The organism is Streptomyces sp. NPDC006309 (genome assembly GCF_040613095.1).
In the GTDB taxonomy this organism is placed as follows: domain Bacteria; phylum Actinomycetota; class Actinomycetes; order Streptomycetales; family Streptomycetaceae; genus Streptomyces.
This window is the reverse complement of the sequence record NZ_JBEXRO010000001.1, coordinates 491,718-504,638: the sequence shown is the minus strand read 5'-3', so window position 1 is coordinate 504,638 and position 12,921 is coordinate 491,718. Positions and strand designations below refer to the sequence as shown.

At 73.5% G+C, this 12,921-nt stretch carries 13 protein-coding genes; 5 read left to right on the top strand and 8 right to left on the bottom strand.

All coding sequences use genetic code 11. The features are described 5' to 3' along the window. Window positions 1–461: 461 nt before the first annotated feature. On the bottom strand, window positions 462–1,511 hold the full coding sequence (locus ABZ117_RS02310; protein WP_356816645.1) for a LacI family DNA-binding transcriptional regulator: 1,050 nt from the start codon (window positions 1,509–1,511) through the stop codon (window positions 462–464). A 248-nt stretch (window positions 1,512–1,759) separates the two neighbouring features. Between ABZ117_RS02310 and ABZ117_RS02305 the strand changes: the two genes are divergently transcribed. From ABZ117_RS02305 to ABZ117_RS02295, 3 genes are read left to right on the top strand one after another with little or no spacing between them, the layout of a single operon-like run. After that, window positions 1,760–2,911, top strand: a complete 1,152-nt coding sequence (locus ABZ117_RS02305) for a Gfo/Idh/MocA family oxidoreductase (protein WP_356816519.1) — start codon at window positions 1,760–1,762, stop codon at window positions 2,909–2,911. Beyond that, the gene (locus ABZ117_RS02300; RefSeq protein WP_356816517.1) at window positions 2,908–4,059 is read left to right on the top strand and encodes a dihydrodipicolinate synthase family protein; all 1,152 of its coding nucleotides are present in this window, start codon (window positions 2,908–2,910) and stop codon (window positions 4,057–4,059) included. The genes ABZ117_RS02305 and ABZ117_RS02300 overlap by 4 nt, the downstream gene beginning before the upstream one ends. A 38-nt stretch (window positions 4,060–4,097) precedes the next feature. After that, window positions 4,098–4,895, top strand: a complete 798-nt coding sequence (locus ABZ117_RS02295) for a sugar phosphate isomerase/epimerase family protein (RefSeq protein ID WP_356816643.1) — start codon at window positions 4,098–4,100, stop codon at window positions 4,893–4,895. A 177-nt stretch (window positions 4,896–5,072) separates the two neighbouring features. Here the strand turns inward: ABZ117_RS02295 and ABZ117_RS02290 are convergent, their stop codons facing one another. Next, complete coding sequence (locus tag ABZ117_RS02290; RefSeq protein WP_356816515.1) at window positions 5,073–5,300, bottom strand: DUF397 domain-containing protein; 228 nt, start codon at window positions 5,298–5,300, stop codon at window positions 5,073–5,075. After that, the gene (locus ABZ117_RS02285; protein WP_356816514.1) at window positions 5,287–6,111 is read right to left on the bottom strand and encodes a helix-turn-helix transcriptional regulator; all 825 of its coding nucleotides are present in this window, start codon (window positions 6,109–6,111) and stop codon (window positions 5,287–5,289) included. The genes ABZ117_RS02290 and ABZ117_RS02285 overlap by 14 nt, the downstream gene beginning before the upstream one ends. A 128-nt stretch (window positions 6,112–6,239) precedes the next feature. Between ABZ117_RS02285 and ABZ117_RS02280 the strand changes: the two genes are divergently transcribed. After that, window positions 6,240–6,470, top strand: coding sequence for a hypothetical protein (locus tag ABZ117_RS02280; protein WP_356816512.1), 231 nt, complete (start codon window positions 6,240–6,242; stop codon window positions 6,468–6,470). Beyond that, window positions 6,467–6,769, top strand: coding sequence for a hypothetical protein (locus tag ABZ117_RS02275; protein WP_356816510.1), 303 nt, complete (start codon window positions 6,467–6,469; stop codon window positions 6,767–6,769). Before ABZ117_RS02280 ends, ABZ117_RS02275 begins: the two co-directional genes overlap by 4 nt. A 24-nt stretch (window positions 6,770–6,793) precedes the next feature. Here the strand turns inward: ABZ117_RS02275 and rbsD are convergent, their stop codons facing one another. From rbsD to ABZ117_RS02250, 5 genes are all read right to left on the bottom strand, one after another. Next, window positions 6,794–7,183, bottom strand: a complete 390-nt coding sequence (gene rbsD / locus ABZ117_RS02270) for a D-ribose pyranase (RefSeq protein ID WP_356816509.1) — start codon at window positions 7,181–7,183, stop codon at window positions 6,794–6,796. Further along, window positions 7,180–8,082 carry a ribokinase gene (locus ABZ117_RS02265; protein WP_356816507.1) on the bottom strand — a complete coding sequence of 301 codons (903 nt, stop codon included), beginning with the start codon at window positions 8,080–8,082 and terminating at the stop codon, window positions 7,180–7,182. The genes rbsD and ABZ117_RS02265 overlap by 4 nt, the downstream gene beginning before the upstream one ends. A gap of 84 nt (window positions 8,083–8,166) precedes the next feature. Continuing rightward, complete coding sequence (locus tag ABZ117_RS02260; RefSeq protein WP_356816505.1) at window positions 8,167–10,116, bottom strand: substrate-binding domain-containing protein; 1,950 nt, start codon at window positions 10,114–10,116, stop codon at window positions 8,167–8,169. Next, window positions 10,106–11,638 (bottom strand): sugar ABC transporter ATP-binding protein, encoded by a 1,533-nt coding sequence (locus ABZ117_RS02255; protein ID WP_356816503.1) that lies wholly within the window; start codon window positions 11,636–11,638, stop codon window positions 10,106–10,108. Before ABZ117_RS02255 ends, ABZ117_RS02260 begins: the two co-directional genes overlap by 11 nt. Next, window positions 11,635–12,690, bottom strand: coding sequence for a LacI family DNA-binding transcriptional regulator (locus ABZ117_RS02250; RefSeq protein WP_356816501.1), 1,056 nt, complete (start codon window positions 12,688–12,690; stop codon window positions 11,635–11,637). The genes ABZ117_RS02255 and ABZ117_RS02250 overlap by 4 nt, the downstream gene beginning before the upstream one ends. Between the last annotated feature and the right edge of the window lie 231 nt (window positions 12,691–12,921).

Genomic DNA, 12,921 nt, shown 5'->3' with positions numbered 1-12,921 from the left:
CGGTCCCCGGTCTGTGCTCGGACCCCGGCCCGCGCCCGCGTCCGGTCCTCGGCCCGCTCCCGGTCCCCGGCCCGCGCCCGCGTCCGGTCCCCGGTCTGTGCTCGGACCCCGGCCCGCGCCCGCGTCCGGTCCTCGGCCCGCGCCGGCCCCGGTCCGCTCCCGGTCCCCGGCCCGCGCCCGCGCCCGGCTCCCCGGCCCTCGGCCCGCGCCCGGCCCCCGGTCCGCTCCCGGTCCCCGGCCCGCGCCCGGCTCCCCGGCCCTCGGCCCACGCCCGGCCCTCGGCCCGCGCCCGCCCTCGGCCCCCGCCCGGCCCTCGGCCCCCGCCCGGCCCTCGGCCCCCGCCCGGCCCTCGGCCCCCGCCCAGCCCTCGGCCCGCTCCCGGTCCGCGCCCGGCTCCCCGGCCCTCGGCCCGCGCCCGGCCCCCGGTCCGCTCCCGGCCCGCGCCCGGCCCCCGGCCGCGCTCAGGACGTCCGGGGCACCCCCGTGGACCCCCGCACCATCAACTCCCCCCGTACGGAGGCGATCCCGCCGGGCGGTGGTTCCTCGCGGCCCATCGCGATGCGGCCCGCCCGGGCTCCCGCCTCCGCCAGCGGCAGGCGGACCGTGGTCAGTGAGGGCAGCGTGTCGACGCTGAACGGCAGGTCGTCGAAGCCGGCGACCGAGACGTCCCCGGGGATGCGCAGACCGGAGTCGCGCAGGGCGGCGCAGGCGCCGAGGGCGACGGAGTCGTTCGCGGCCACGACGGCCGTCAGGGAGGGGTCGCGGCGCAGCAGCTCCAGCGTGGCCTCGTACCCGGACCGGCGGTCGTAGCGGCCGTACACCGTCCGGCGCGGGTCGTCCTCGACGCCGGCCGCCGTCAGGGCCGCGCGGTGGCCCTCCAGGCGGTGCCGGGTGGTGGTGCGCTCCTGGGGGCCGGCGATGTAGCCGAGCCGGCGGTGGCCGAGGCCGACGAGGTGGTCGGTCAGCGCGCGGGCGCCGCCCCGGTTGTCGAAGGTGAGGGCGACGGCGTTGGCGTCGGCTGCGGGCGGGCGCCCGCACAGCACGACCCGGGTGCCGGCGTCCGCCAGCTTCCGCAGTTTCGCCGCCACCGCCGCCGCGTGCGGCGCCTTCTCCACGGCTCCGCCGGTCAGGACGACGGCCGCGGCCCGCTGCCGCTGGAGCAGGGTCAGGTAGGTCAGTTCGCGTTCCGGGGAGCCGCCCGTGTTGCAGACGACCGCGAGCCGTTCGCCGCCGGCCCGCCCGCCGGGTCCGCCGATCTCCGCCTGGATCGCGCCGGCCATGATCCCGAAGAAGGGGTCGGCGATGTCGTTGACGAGGATGCCGACCAGGTCGGAGGTCGCCGCGGCGAGCGCGCTGGCGGGCCCGTTGAGGACGTAGTCCAGCTCGTCCACGGCCCGCAGCACCCGTTCGCGCGTGGAGGCGGCCACCGGGTAGTTGCCGTTCAGCACGCGCGACACCGTCGCTGGGGAGACCTGGGCGCGGGCCGCCACGTCCGCCAGGGTCACCGTCATCGTCGTCCTCCGGTCGCGCGTGTCGTCGTACGCCCTCGTAGACATCCAGGCGGATGTCCTGGTTCCGAGCAGACCCTAAGGCCAAGGGCCCCGATTGTTCGCCCCCTCGAACGACTCGAAGCGGACACGGTCTTGTACGGGCCACGTCCAGGAGCTAGCTTCTCTGCATAGAAAGCGCTTGCTGCATGGGTAGGGGCACGTGCTTGCCGTACTGATCGGGGCGCGCGGCGCCCACGGAGGGGACTGACGTGACACGCAAGACGGTGCGTATCGCCATGAACGGCGTGACCGGGCGCATGGGCTACCGCCAGCACCTCGTCCGGTCGATCCTCGCCCTGCGCGAACAGGGCGGCCTCGACCTCGGCGACGGCACCGTGCTCTGGCCCGAACCCATCCTGCTCGGCCGCCGCGAGCACGCCCTGAGGGAGATCGCCGGCCGGCACGGCCTCACCGAGGTCTCCACCGACATCGACGCCGTCCTCGCCGACCCGTCCGTCGACATCTACTTCGACTCCCAGGTCACCTCCGCCCGCGAGGAAGCCCTCGGGAAGGCGATCGCCGCCGGCAAGCACGTCTACACCGAGAAGCCCACCGCCACCGGACTGGACGGCGCCCTCGCGCTCGCCCGTCTCGCCCACGCCCGGGGCGTCCGGCACGGTGTCGTCCAGGACAAGATCTTCCTGCCGGGCCTGCGGAAACTGAAGCGGCTCGTCGACGGCGGTTTCTTCGGCCGGATCCTCTCCGTCCGCGGCGAGTTCGGCTACTGGGTCTTCGAGGGCGACTGGCAGCCGGCCCAGCGCCCCTCCTGGAACTACCGCGCCGAGGACGGCGGCGGCATCGTCGTCGACATGTTCCCGCACTGGGAGTACGTGCTGCACGAGCTGTTCGGCCGGGTGAGGTCCGTCCAGGCCCTGGCCACCACCCACATCCCGCAGCGCTGGGACGAACAGGGCAAGCCGTACGACGCCACCGCCGACGACGCCGCCTACGGCGTCTTCGAACTCGAGGGCGGCGCCGTCGCCCAGATCAACTCCTCCTGGGCGGTGCGCGTCCACCGCGACGAACTGGTCGAGTTCCAGGTCGACGGCACCGAGGGCTCGGCCGTGGCCGGCCTGCGCACCTGCCGCGTGCAGCACCGCAGCGCCACCCCCAAGCCCGTCTGGAACCCCGACGTCCCCGCCACCGAGGTCTTCCGCGACCAGTGGCAGGAGGTCCCCGACAACACCGAGTTCGACAACGGCTTCAAGGCCCAGTGGGAGCTGTTCCTCAAGCACGTCTACGCCGACGCCCCCTACCACTGGGACCTCCTGGCCGGTGCCCGCGGCGTCCAGCTCGCCGAACTGGGCCTCAGGTCCTCCGCCGAGGGCCGCCGCATCGACGTGCCGGAGGTCTCCCTGTGACCATCCGGCTTCCCGACGCCCAGGGGCGGCTGCGGACGTACGAGCCGCGCACCGAACCCCTCGCCGTCACCCCCGGCACCCCCTTCACCTCCCGTACGGTCTTCTCCGCGGCCCATGTCGTCGCCGACCCGTACGCCGACGTCTCGCCCGACGCGCCCGCCGCCGTCGACTGGGACGCCACCCTCGCCTTCCGCCGCCACCTGTGGTCCCACGGCCTCGGTGTCGCCGAGGCCATGGACACCGCCCAGCGCGGCATGGGCCTGGACTGGGCGGGCGCCGCCGAGCTGATCCGCCGGTCGGCGGCGGAGGCGAAGGCGGCCGGCGGCCGCATCGCCTGCGGAGCCGGCACCGACCAGATCACCGGCGGCACCCTCGCCGGCATCCGCGCGGCCTACGAGGAACAGCTCGCCGTCGTCGAGGACGCGGGCGCCCAGGTCATCCTCATGGCGTCCAGGGCACTGGCCGCGACCGCCACCGGACCCGAGGACTACCTGGAGGTCTACGGCCACCTCCTGCGCCAGTGTGCCGAGCCGGTCGTCCTGCACTGGCTGGGCCCGATGTTCGACCCGGCGCTGGAGGGCTACTGGGGCGCCACGGACCTCGACGCGGCCACCGACACCTTCCTGGAGGTGATCGCGGCGCACCCCGACAAGGTCGACGGCGTCAAGGTCTCCCTGCTCGACGCGCGACGCGAGACGGACCTGCGGCGCAGACTGCCGCACGGGGTGCGCTGCTACACCGGCGACGACTTCCACTACCCCGAGCTGATCGCGGGCGACGACCAGGGCTTCAGCCACGCCCTGCTGGGCGTCTTCGACCCGCTGGGCCCGCTGGCCGCGCAGGCCGTACGGGTACTGGACACGGGAGACGTGACCGGTTTCCGCGCGCTCCTCGACCCCACGGTCGCCCTCTCCCGCCACCTCTTCCAGCCCCCCACCCGCTTCTACAAGACGGGCGTCGTCCTCCTCGCCTGGCTCGCGGGCCACCAGTCCCACTTCACGATGGTCGGCGGCCTCCAGTCGGCCCGCTCCCTCCCGCACCTCGCCCGCGCCTACGAACTCGCCGACGGGCTCGGCCTGTTCCCCGACCCGGGGCTCGCCGAGGAGCGCATGAAGAACCTCCTCTCCCTGTACGGGGTGAGCCGGTGAGCACGACGAACGGCCTGGACCGCCTCTCCATCAACCAGATGACCGTGAAGCAGCTGCCCCTGCCCGAACTGGCGGCCGCCTGCGCGGAGTCGGGCATCACCCAGGTGGGCCTGTGGCGCGAACCCGTCCAGGCGTACGGCGTCGAGGCGACGGCCGGGCTGGTGCGCGACACGGGTCTGACGGTGACGACCCTGTGCCGGGGCGGCTTCCTCACCGCGATCGATCCGGCGGCCCGCGCGACGGCCCTGGCCGACAACCGCAGGGCGGTGGAGGAGGCCGCGACCCTCGGCACCGGCACGCTCGTGCTGGTCTGCGGCGGCCTCCCGGCCGGCTCCAGGGACCTGCACGGCGCGCGGGAGCGGATCGCCGACGCCCTGGCGGAACTCGGCCCGTACGCCGAGGGCCACGGTGTCCGTCTCGCCATCGAGCCCCTGCACCCGATGTACGCCGCCGACCGCTGCGTCGTCTCCACCCTCGCCCAGGCCCTCGACCTCGCCGAACGCTTCCCCGCCCACCAGGTCGGCGTGACCGTGGACACGTACCACGTCTGGTGGGACGACCAGGCCCCCGCGCAGATCGCCCGCGCGGGCGCAGCCGGCCGCATCCACGCCTTCCAGCTCGCCGACTGGACCACCCCCCTGCCCGAGGGCGTCCTCAACGGCCGCGGCCAGCTCGGCGACGGCGCGATCGACCTGCGCGAGTGGCTGGGCCACGTGGAGGCCGCCGGCTACACCGGCCCGATCGAGGTCGAACTCTTCAACGACGGCCTGTGGGCCCGGGACGGCCGGGAGGTACTGGCCGAGACGGTGGCCCGGTTCGTCACCCACGTCGGCTGAGGTCCGCCGGGGCGCGCGAGATTTTTCGGGACGCCGTACAACCCTCTCGCCCCGGAGCGTGTCGTACATGACATCAGCACTCCCGACGGGGGATCCGGGGGGACAGGGAGTGCTGACGGGGGAGGGGAGAGCCGAGGGGCTTGCCGGGGCCGGGGACCGGGCAAGCCCCTCGAATCGTCAGGCCTGGAACCGCCCCCGCTTCACGGCGGTCACGAAGCACGCCCAGCCGTCCGAGGAGAAGAGCAACGCCGGACCGGCGGGCCCCGCCTTGCTGTCGCGGACGGGCACGGCGGCGTGACCACGGGCGACTTCGAGGCACTCCCCTTGGTCGCCGCCGCTGTGGCTCGACTTGTACCACCCGGTGAGCGTGGACGAGTCGACGACGGTGTCCTCACTGCTGACCATGTGCGTGTTCCTCCGCTGCTGCCCTGACCAGGGCCAGTGACTCCCGCTGCGACAAAGCGTCGCTCAGGGCCAGAGCGTAGGCCGTCTGGCTGGCGGTCACCAGGGCCGGATCATCCAGCAAGTTCCCCGTCACGAAGCCTTCGACGTAGGCCACCGGCGCCGAGTCCTCGAAGGCCATCAGGGTGAGCAGGCTCTGCAAGAGGGCGTGTGCGCCGACTTCGTACGGCAGGACGTGCAGGCGCAACTGCCCCGCCTCGGCCATGTCGGCGATACGCCGCAGCTGTTCCGCCATGACCTGCGGGCCGCCGACCCGGCGTCTGAGAACACCCTCGTCCAGCAGCGTCCAGACGACGGGCCGTGCGGGTCCGTCCAGAACGCGGCGGCGGTTCGTTCGGATGACGATGAACTCGTCAAGTTCCGCGGCTGTGTAGTTCGGCCTGTAGGCGCGGAAGAGGGCACTCGCGTAGTCGTCGGTCTGCAAGATCCCCGGAACCAGCGTGAGCGCGAACTGCTGGATGACCGAAGCATGTTGCTCCAGTTCGGCAACGACCGCGAAGTGGTCGGTGTACTTCGTCTCCAGGTCCTCCAGCCACCGGGCGAAGAACCCGTCCGTCCCCAGCGCCTGGTCGATCCGCCGGGCGTCATCCGGCTTGGGCAGCCGCCTGCCCGCCTCGTAGTGACTGATCAGCGTGGGCGAGCAGACCACCTGGTCGCCCAGTTTCTCCTGCGTGAGCCGGGCCGCCGTCCGGCGCAGGCGTAACTCCTCCCCGTACTTCTCGCGCGGCGTACGCGGCCTGTGGTCCTCGCTCATGCGGCCAACTCCCTTGCTGACAGGCGCGATGTCAACTCCCCGCCCCTGGCAGCGTAGCCACCGCCGACCCCACGCTGTGAGTGATTCGCCACAGAACGCAGTCACCGCAGGTGAGAGAGCAGGCTGACATGACGCATTTCCTGGCCCGGCTGGTGGAGCCGCTGTTCCGGCTGCTCCTGCCCGCCCGAGGGCGACGGCGCCGCGGGCCGGCCACGCCACCCCCGTGCGGCTACGCGTACCCGTACTCGTGCCGGTACGTCGGCGGCCCCACGGCGTACCGCAGGGGCGAGGCCCCGCTGCGCGGCGAGGACAGCCCGCTGGTCCGCCCCTACCTCGATCGCGTGGAGACCTGCGCATGAGCGAGCCGATGCCCGGCCCCCCGGCGAGCGGGCGCCTGCTTCCCTGGACCGGCGGGGAGGGCAAGCCCTGCTATCTCCTGGGCGACGGCACGGGGTACGTCTCCCGGCTCGCGGACGAGATCGAGAGCGTGCAGCTCGGCATGGCGGACGCCCTGCTGGAACACGCGGCCGAACTCCTCACCGAGCACCGGCTGACCGGTGAGGAGCTGCGCTACCTGGCCCGGCGGCTCAGCGAGTCCCTGCGCGACGTCAAGCGCGTCGCGGAGAGCAGGGGAGCACGCCTGGGCCGGGCGGACTGAACGGCGGGGTCCGGGGGGATCCCCTCAGAAGAACACCCCGCAGCGCAGCAGCACGTTGGCGTACGGCCGGGCCTCGCCGGTGCGGACCACCAGGCGGGCCCCCGCCGACAGCTCCTTCAGCCGCTCGTGCGGGACCAGGGCCAGGCCGGGGAGGCGGGACTCCAGCAGCGCCGTCGCCGCCGGATTGGCCGCCCGTACCTCCGCCGCCGCCGTCGCGCCCTCCACCACCAGCTCGGCCAGCAGGCCGTCCAGCACCTCCGCGAACGACGGGACACCGGCCCGGAAGGCGAGGTCCACCACCCGGGGTCCGGAGGGGACGGGCATGCCCGCGTCGCAGACCAGCACCCCGTCCCCGTGCCCCAGTTCGGCGAGGGCGCCGGACAGCTGGCGGTTGAGGATCCCGGCCTTCTTCACAGCGCCTCGACCTCCGCCGCCGTGGGGTACGACTGCTGCGCGCCCGGCCGTGTCACGGCCGCCGCGCCGACCCGGGCCGCGTAGGCCGCGGCCCCCGCCAGACCTTCACCCGTGCCCAGCTTCCAGGCCAGGGCCGCGGTGAAGGCGTCGCCCGCGCCGGTCGTGTCCACCGCCTCCACCCGTACCGACGGGACCCGGGTCACCCCGGAGCGGTCGCACACCAGCGCCCCGGCCGCGCCCAGCGTCACCACCACCGAGCGCGGGCCCTTGGCCAGCAGCAGCCGGGCCCAGTCCGCGGGATCCTCGCTCACACAGGCGTCGCCGAGGACCACCCGTGCCTCGTGCTCGTTGACGATCAGCGGATCGCAGGCCGCCAGCACCTCCGCGGGCAGCTCACGCGGGGGAGAGGGGTTCAGCACGAACCGGCTGCCCGGCGCCAGGGCACGGACCACCTCCACGACCGTCTCCAGCGGGATCTCCAGCTGCGCCGACACCACCCGGGACGCGTGGAAGAGGCTCGTGGCCGCCCGGATGTCCCCGGGCGTGAGCCGGGAGTTGGCGCCCGGCGACACCACGATGCTGTTGTCGCCGGAGGGGTCGACGGTGATGAGCGCGACACCCGTCGGGGCGCCGCCCACCAGGACACCCACCGTGTCGACCCCCGCCGTGAGCAGGGAGTCGAGCAGCAGCCGGCCGTGCCCGTCGTCACCGACCCGTGCCAGCAGGGCCGTGGCGGCGCCGAGCCGGGCGGCGGCGACCGCCTGGTTGGCGCCCTTGCCGCCCGGGTGGACGGCGAGGTCGCCGCCGAGCACCGTCTCGCCGGCGGCCGGCCGCCGCTCGACACCGATCACCAGGTCGGCGTTGGCCGATCCCACGACCAGGAGGTCGTAGTCGTACATCTGTTGACTCCCCTGTGAATGGCTGTGGGGCGGACGGCCGTCCGGGCTCCTCGCCCGGCACGGCCGTCCGCCCCCGCGTCCGTGTCAGCCGCCGAAGCCGGCCACGTTGTCCTTCGTGACCACCTTCACCGGCACCTTCACCATCGGTTCCACCTTCTTGCCCCGGACCGCCTTCAGCGCGTTGTCCACGGCGGTCCGCCCCAACTGGGCCGGCTGCTGGGCGACCGACGCGTACAGCGTGCCGTCCTTGACCGCGGTCAGTCCGTCCGGGGTGCCGTCGAACCCGACGACCTGCACGGACCGGCCCGCCCTTGAGCCGAGTGCCTTGATCGCGCCGAGGGCCATCTCGTCGTTCGCGGCGACGACGCCCTGCACGTCGGGGTGGGCCTGGAGCAGGTTCGACATCACGTCCAGGCCCTTGGTGCGGTCGAAGTCGGCGGGCTGCTGGGCCAGTACCCGGATGCCGGGGTAGGCCTTGAGGCCGTTGGCGAAGCCCTGCGCGCGCTCCCGGGCCGCGGAGGTGCCCGCCTGCCCCTGGAGGATCACGATCCGGCCCCTGCCGCCGAGCTTCTCGGCGATCGTCTTCGCGGCCAGCTCGCCGCCGGCGACGTTGTCGGAGGCCACCAGGGCGTCGACGGACGCCTTGTTCACACCCCGGTCGACGGCGATCACCGGGATCCCCGCCCGGCCGGCGGCCTTGACCGAGTTGCCGGCCGCGTCGGAGTCCACCGGGTTGACGATGACCGCCCCCAGCCGCGAACTGGTGAAGTTCTGCAACTGGTTGGCCTGCTGGGAGGCGTCGTTCTGGGCATCGGTGACGGTGAGGTCGACGCCCAGCTTCTTCGCCTCGGCCTGGGCGCCCGCCCGGATCTGCACGAAGAAGGGGTTGTTGAGCGTCGACAGGGACAGGCCCATTCTCGGAGCCGTCGAGGACGGGGAGCCGCCGTGCAGGAAGGAGGTCGCGCCGACCACCGCCACGGTCACCACGGCCGCGAGCCCGTATGTCGCCGCCTGCCTGCCCTTCGGCCCGCCCGCCCCGGCGGCCACCGGGGTCGCCCCGGCCTTGCGCCGCAGGGTGTCCAGCAGCACCGCCAGCGCGATCACGACACCGATCACGACCTGCTGCCAGAACGCCGACACCGACAGCAGGTTCAGGCCGTTGCGCAGCACCGCCAGGATCAGCGCGCCGATCAGCGTGCCGGACGCCTTGCCGGTGCCGCCCGCCAGGGAGGCGCCGCCGATGACGACGGCGGCGATGGCGTCCAGCTCGTAGCCGTCGGCGGCCTGCGGCTGCGCCGAGGACAGCCGGGAGGCCAGCACGACACCGGCGACCGCGGCGAACACCCCGGACAGGGCGTAGACCGCGAGCTTCTGCCGCCGCACCCGCAGCCCCGACAGCCGCGCGGCCTCCTCGTTGCCGCCGATCGCGTACATCGACCGGCCGATGTACGTCCGCCCGAGCACCAGCGCGGCGATCAGCCCCATCACCACCATGACCAGTACCGGCACCGGCAGCCAGCCGCCGAGGGTGTCACCGAGGTGGGACACCGAGCCGGGGAAGGGGATGGGGGAGCCCTGCGAGATCACCAGGGCGAGACCGCGGCCCACCGACAGCATGGCCAGCGTCGCGATGAACGGCGGCAGCTTGCCGTAGGCGATGAGGAAACCGTTCACCAGCCCGGCGGCGACGCCGGTGGCGACGGCGAGGACGACCGCGAGCACCACCGGCACACCGTGCTGGGTCGCGCTCCAGGCCAGGACGGTCGCCGACAGCGCGGCCACCGAGCCGACGGAGAGGTCGATGCCCGCGGAGACGATCACGAAGGTCACACCGAAGGCGAGGATCGCCGTGACGGCCGCCTGGACACCGATGTTCAGCAGGTTGTCGGTCGTCAGGAAGTCGCCGGACAGCGCCGACAGGGCGATGACGAGGACGATCAGCGCGGTCAGCGCACCGTTGTCGAGGAGCAGCCGGCGCAGGCCGCCCGGGGCGCTGCTCGCGCCCGTCGTGCTTCTGAGCGTGTCAGTGGCCACGGGTGGCCTCCTTCTCGGTCTCGGAGGTGGGGGTGGGGGTGGAGACGGCGAGCGCCATGACGGCGTCCTGGGTGGCCTCGCCGGCCGCGAGTTCACCGGCGATCCGGCCCTGGGCCATGACCAGCACCCGGTCGCTCATCCCGAGCACCTCCGGCAGATCGCTGGAGATCATCAGGACGGCGGCCCCGGCGGCCGTCAGTTCGTTGATCAACTGGTAGATCTCGACCTTCGCGCCGACGTCGATACCGCGCGTCGGCTCGTCGAGGATCAGCACCCGGGTGTCGGCCAGCAGCCACTTGCCGATGACGACCTTCTGCTGGTTGCCGCCGGACAGGGTCCGCACCTGCTGCCCGAGCCCGGCCATCCGCACGCCCAGCTGCCCGGCGATCCGTCCGGCCGCCGCGTGCTGCGCCTTGCGGTCGACCAGCCCGGCCCGGGTCGCGGAGCGCAGCGTCACCAGCCCGAGGTTCTCCTCGACGGAGGCGTCCAGCACCAGCCCCTGGCCCTTGCGGTCCTCCGGCACGAGACCGATCCCGGCGGCCATCGCGGCGTTCACGTCGTGCCGCCTGAGCGGTCCGCCCGACACGCGCACCACTCCGCGGTCGTACGGGTCGGCGCCGAACACGGCCCGCACGACCTCCGTCCGCCCGGCGCCCACGAGCCCCGCGACCCCGACGACCTCGCCGGCGTGCACCTCGAAGCTCACGTCGTGGAAGACGCCGTCCCGGGTGAGCCCCTCCACGGACAGCAACGGAGCGCCCCGCTCCGGCCGTTCCCGCGGATACTGCTGCTCGATGGACCGCCCCACCATCAGCCGGACGAGTTCGTCCTCGGCCGTGGAGGCGGGCACCTGCCCGACGCTCCTGCCGTCCCGGATGACGGTGACCCGGTCCCCCAGGGCCGCGATCTCCTCCAGGTGGTGGGTGATGAACACGATGCCGACGCCGTCCGCGCGCAGCGCGCGCACGATGGCGAACAGCTTCTCCACCTCCTCGGAGGTGAGCACGGCGGTCGGCTCGTCCATGACGAGCACGCGCGCGTCGACGCTGAGCGCCTTGGCGATCTCGACCATCTGGAGCCGCGCGATCCCGAGGTCCCGCACCCGCGCGCGGGGCGAGACGTCGACGCCCACCCGCTCCAGCAGTTCCCCGGCCCGGGCCTCCATCCGCTTGCGGTCGATCATCCCGAAGCGGCGCGGCTGCCGCCCCAGGAAGATGTTCTCGGCCACGGTCAGGTCCGGCACCAGGTTGAACTCCTGGTAGATGGTGGCGATCCCGAGCCGCTCGGCGTCCTGGGCGCCCTGGATGCGCACCTCCCGGCCGCCGACGTGGATCCGGCCCGCGTCGGGCGTGTAGGCACCGGAGAGCATCTTGATGAGGGTGCTCTTGCCCGCGCCGTTCTCACCGAGCAGCACATGGACCTCGCCCCGGCGCAGGTCGAAGTCGACGCCGTCGAGCGCGACCACGCCGGGGAAGGTCTTGCGTATGCCCTCGATGCGCAGCAACTCGTCCGGGTCGCTCACGACGTGCTCCTCTGCACTGACGTGCTCCTTCGCACTGGGGAGGGGGACTGTGGGGGCCGGGCCGGCGCACCGCACGAGCGGCGTACGACGAGCCGGGCGGGCAGGGTGACGGAGCGCGGGGCGCGCCCCTCGATCCGGTCGGCCAGCGCGCGTACGGCGGCGCGCCCCAGTTCGCCGGTCGGCTGGGCGATCGCGGTCACCGGCGGGTCGGTGTGCACGAACCACGGGATGTCGTCGAACGCCGCCAGCGCGATGTCGTCCGGCACGCGCAGCCCACGCGCGCGTACGGCGTCCAGCGCGCCGAGCGCCATCAGGTTGTCGGCCGCGAAGACCACCTCGGGCGGCTGCGGGAGATCCAGGAACCCCTCGGTCACCCGCCGCCCGCTCTCCGCCTGGAAGTCGCCCTGGCCTGTGTAGGCGTCCGGGAGCGGAACCCCGTACTCGGCGAGGGCGGCCCGGAAGGCCTCGACCCGCTCGCTGCCGGTGGTGGTGGCCGCCGGCCCCGCGATGATCGCGAGCCGGCGGTGCCCGAGCCCGTACAGATGCGCCACGAGATCCCGTACGGCCGCCCGTCCGTCGGCCCGTACGACGGGCACGTCCACGCCCGGGATCCACCGGTCGACGAACACCATCGGGGTTCCCGCGCGGACGGCGTCCAGCATCAGCGGCGACCCCCCGTCGGTCGGCGACACGAGCAGCCCGTCGATGCGCCGGTCCAGCAGGTTGCGCACGTGGTGGTCCTGCAACTCGGGCCGCTCGTCGGCGTTGCCGATGATCACGCTGTAGCCGAGCGCGCGGGCCTCCTCCTCGACGGAACGGGCCAGCTCGGTGAAGTAGGGGTTCAGCACGTCGCTGATCACCAGCCCGAGGGTGTGGGTCTGGTCGGTGCGCAGCGACCGGGCGACGGCGTTGGGCCGGTACCCGAGGGCGTCGACGGCGGCCAGCACCCGCGCCCGCGCGTCCGCACTGACCGACGGATGCCCGTTCAGGGCCCGCGACACCGTGGCCACGGACACCCCGGCCGCGGCGGCGACATCCTTGATGCTCGCCATGAGCCGCCTCCACCTCCTTGTGGAATCGTTTACACGACTGTGTGGGAAGCATTGGAATCGATTACACGGGCAGGAGACAAGAGGGGTGGGGGTGGCCGAAACCCAATCGTGACCAGGCCGGCCGGAAGTGCGGGAGGATCGTCACAGGGGTACACCGGCCCGCCCTGGGTACGCGTGCTCGGCGCCCTCCCGGTGAGGTGAGGACGCCCGCCCCGGCACGCGACACAGAGG

Coding starts and splice junctions, on each gene's coding strand:
- ABZ117_RS02310 (WP_356816645.1), bottom strand. CDS start 1,511: ATGACGGTGACCCTGGCGGACGTGGCGGCCCGCGCCCAGGTCTCCCCA.
- ABZ117_RS02295 (WP_356816643.1), top strand. CDS start 4,098: ATGACCGTGAAGCAGCTGCCCCTGCCCGAACTGGCGGCCGCCTGCGCG.
- ABZ117_RS02290 (WP_356816515.1), bottom strand. CDS start 5,300: ATGGTCAGCAGTGAGGACACCGTCGTCGACTCGTCCACGCTCACCGGG.
- ABZ117_RS02285 (WP_356816514.1), bottom strand. CDS start 6,111: ATGAGCGAGGACCACAGGCCGCGTACGCCGCGCGAGAAGTACGGGGAG.
- ABZ117_RS02280 (WP_356816512.1), top strand. CDS start 6,240: ATGACGCATTTCCTGGCCCGGCTGGTGGAGCCGCTGTTCCGGCTGCTC.
- ABZ117_RS02275 (WP_356816510.1), top strand. CDS start 6,467: ATGAGCGAGCCGATGCCCGGCCCCCCGGCGAGCGGGCGCCTGCTTCCC.
- ABZ117_RS02265 (WP_356816507.1), bottom strand. CDS start 8,082: ATGTACGACTACGACCTCCTGGTCGTGGGATCGGCCAACGCCGACCTG.
- ABZ117_RS02250 (WP_356816501.1), bottom strand. CDS start 12,690: ATGGCGAGCATCAAGGATGTCGCCGCCGCGGCCGGGGTGTCCGTGGCC.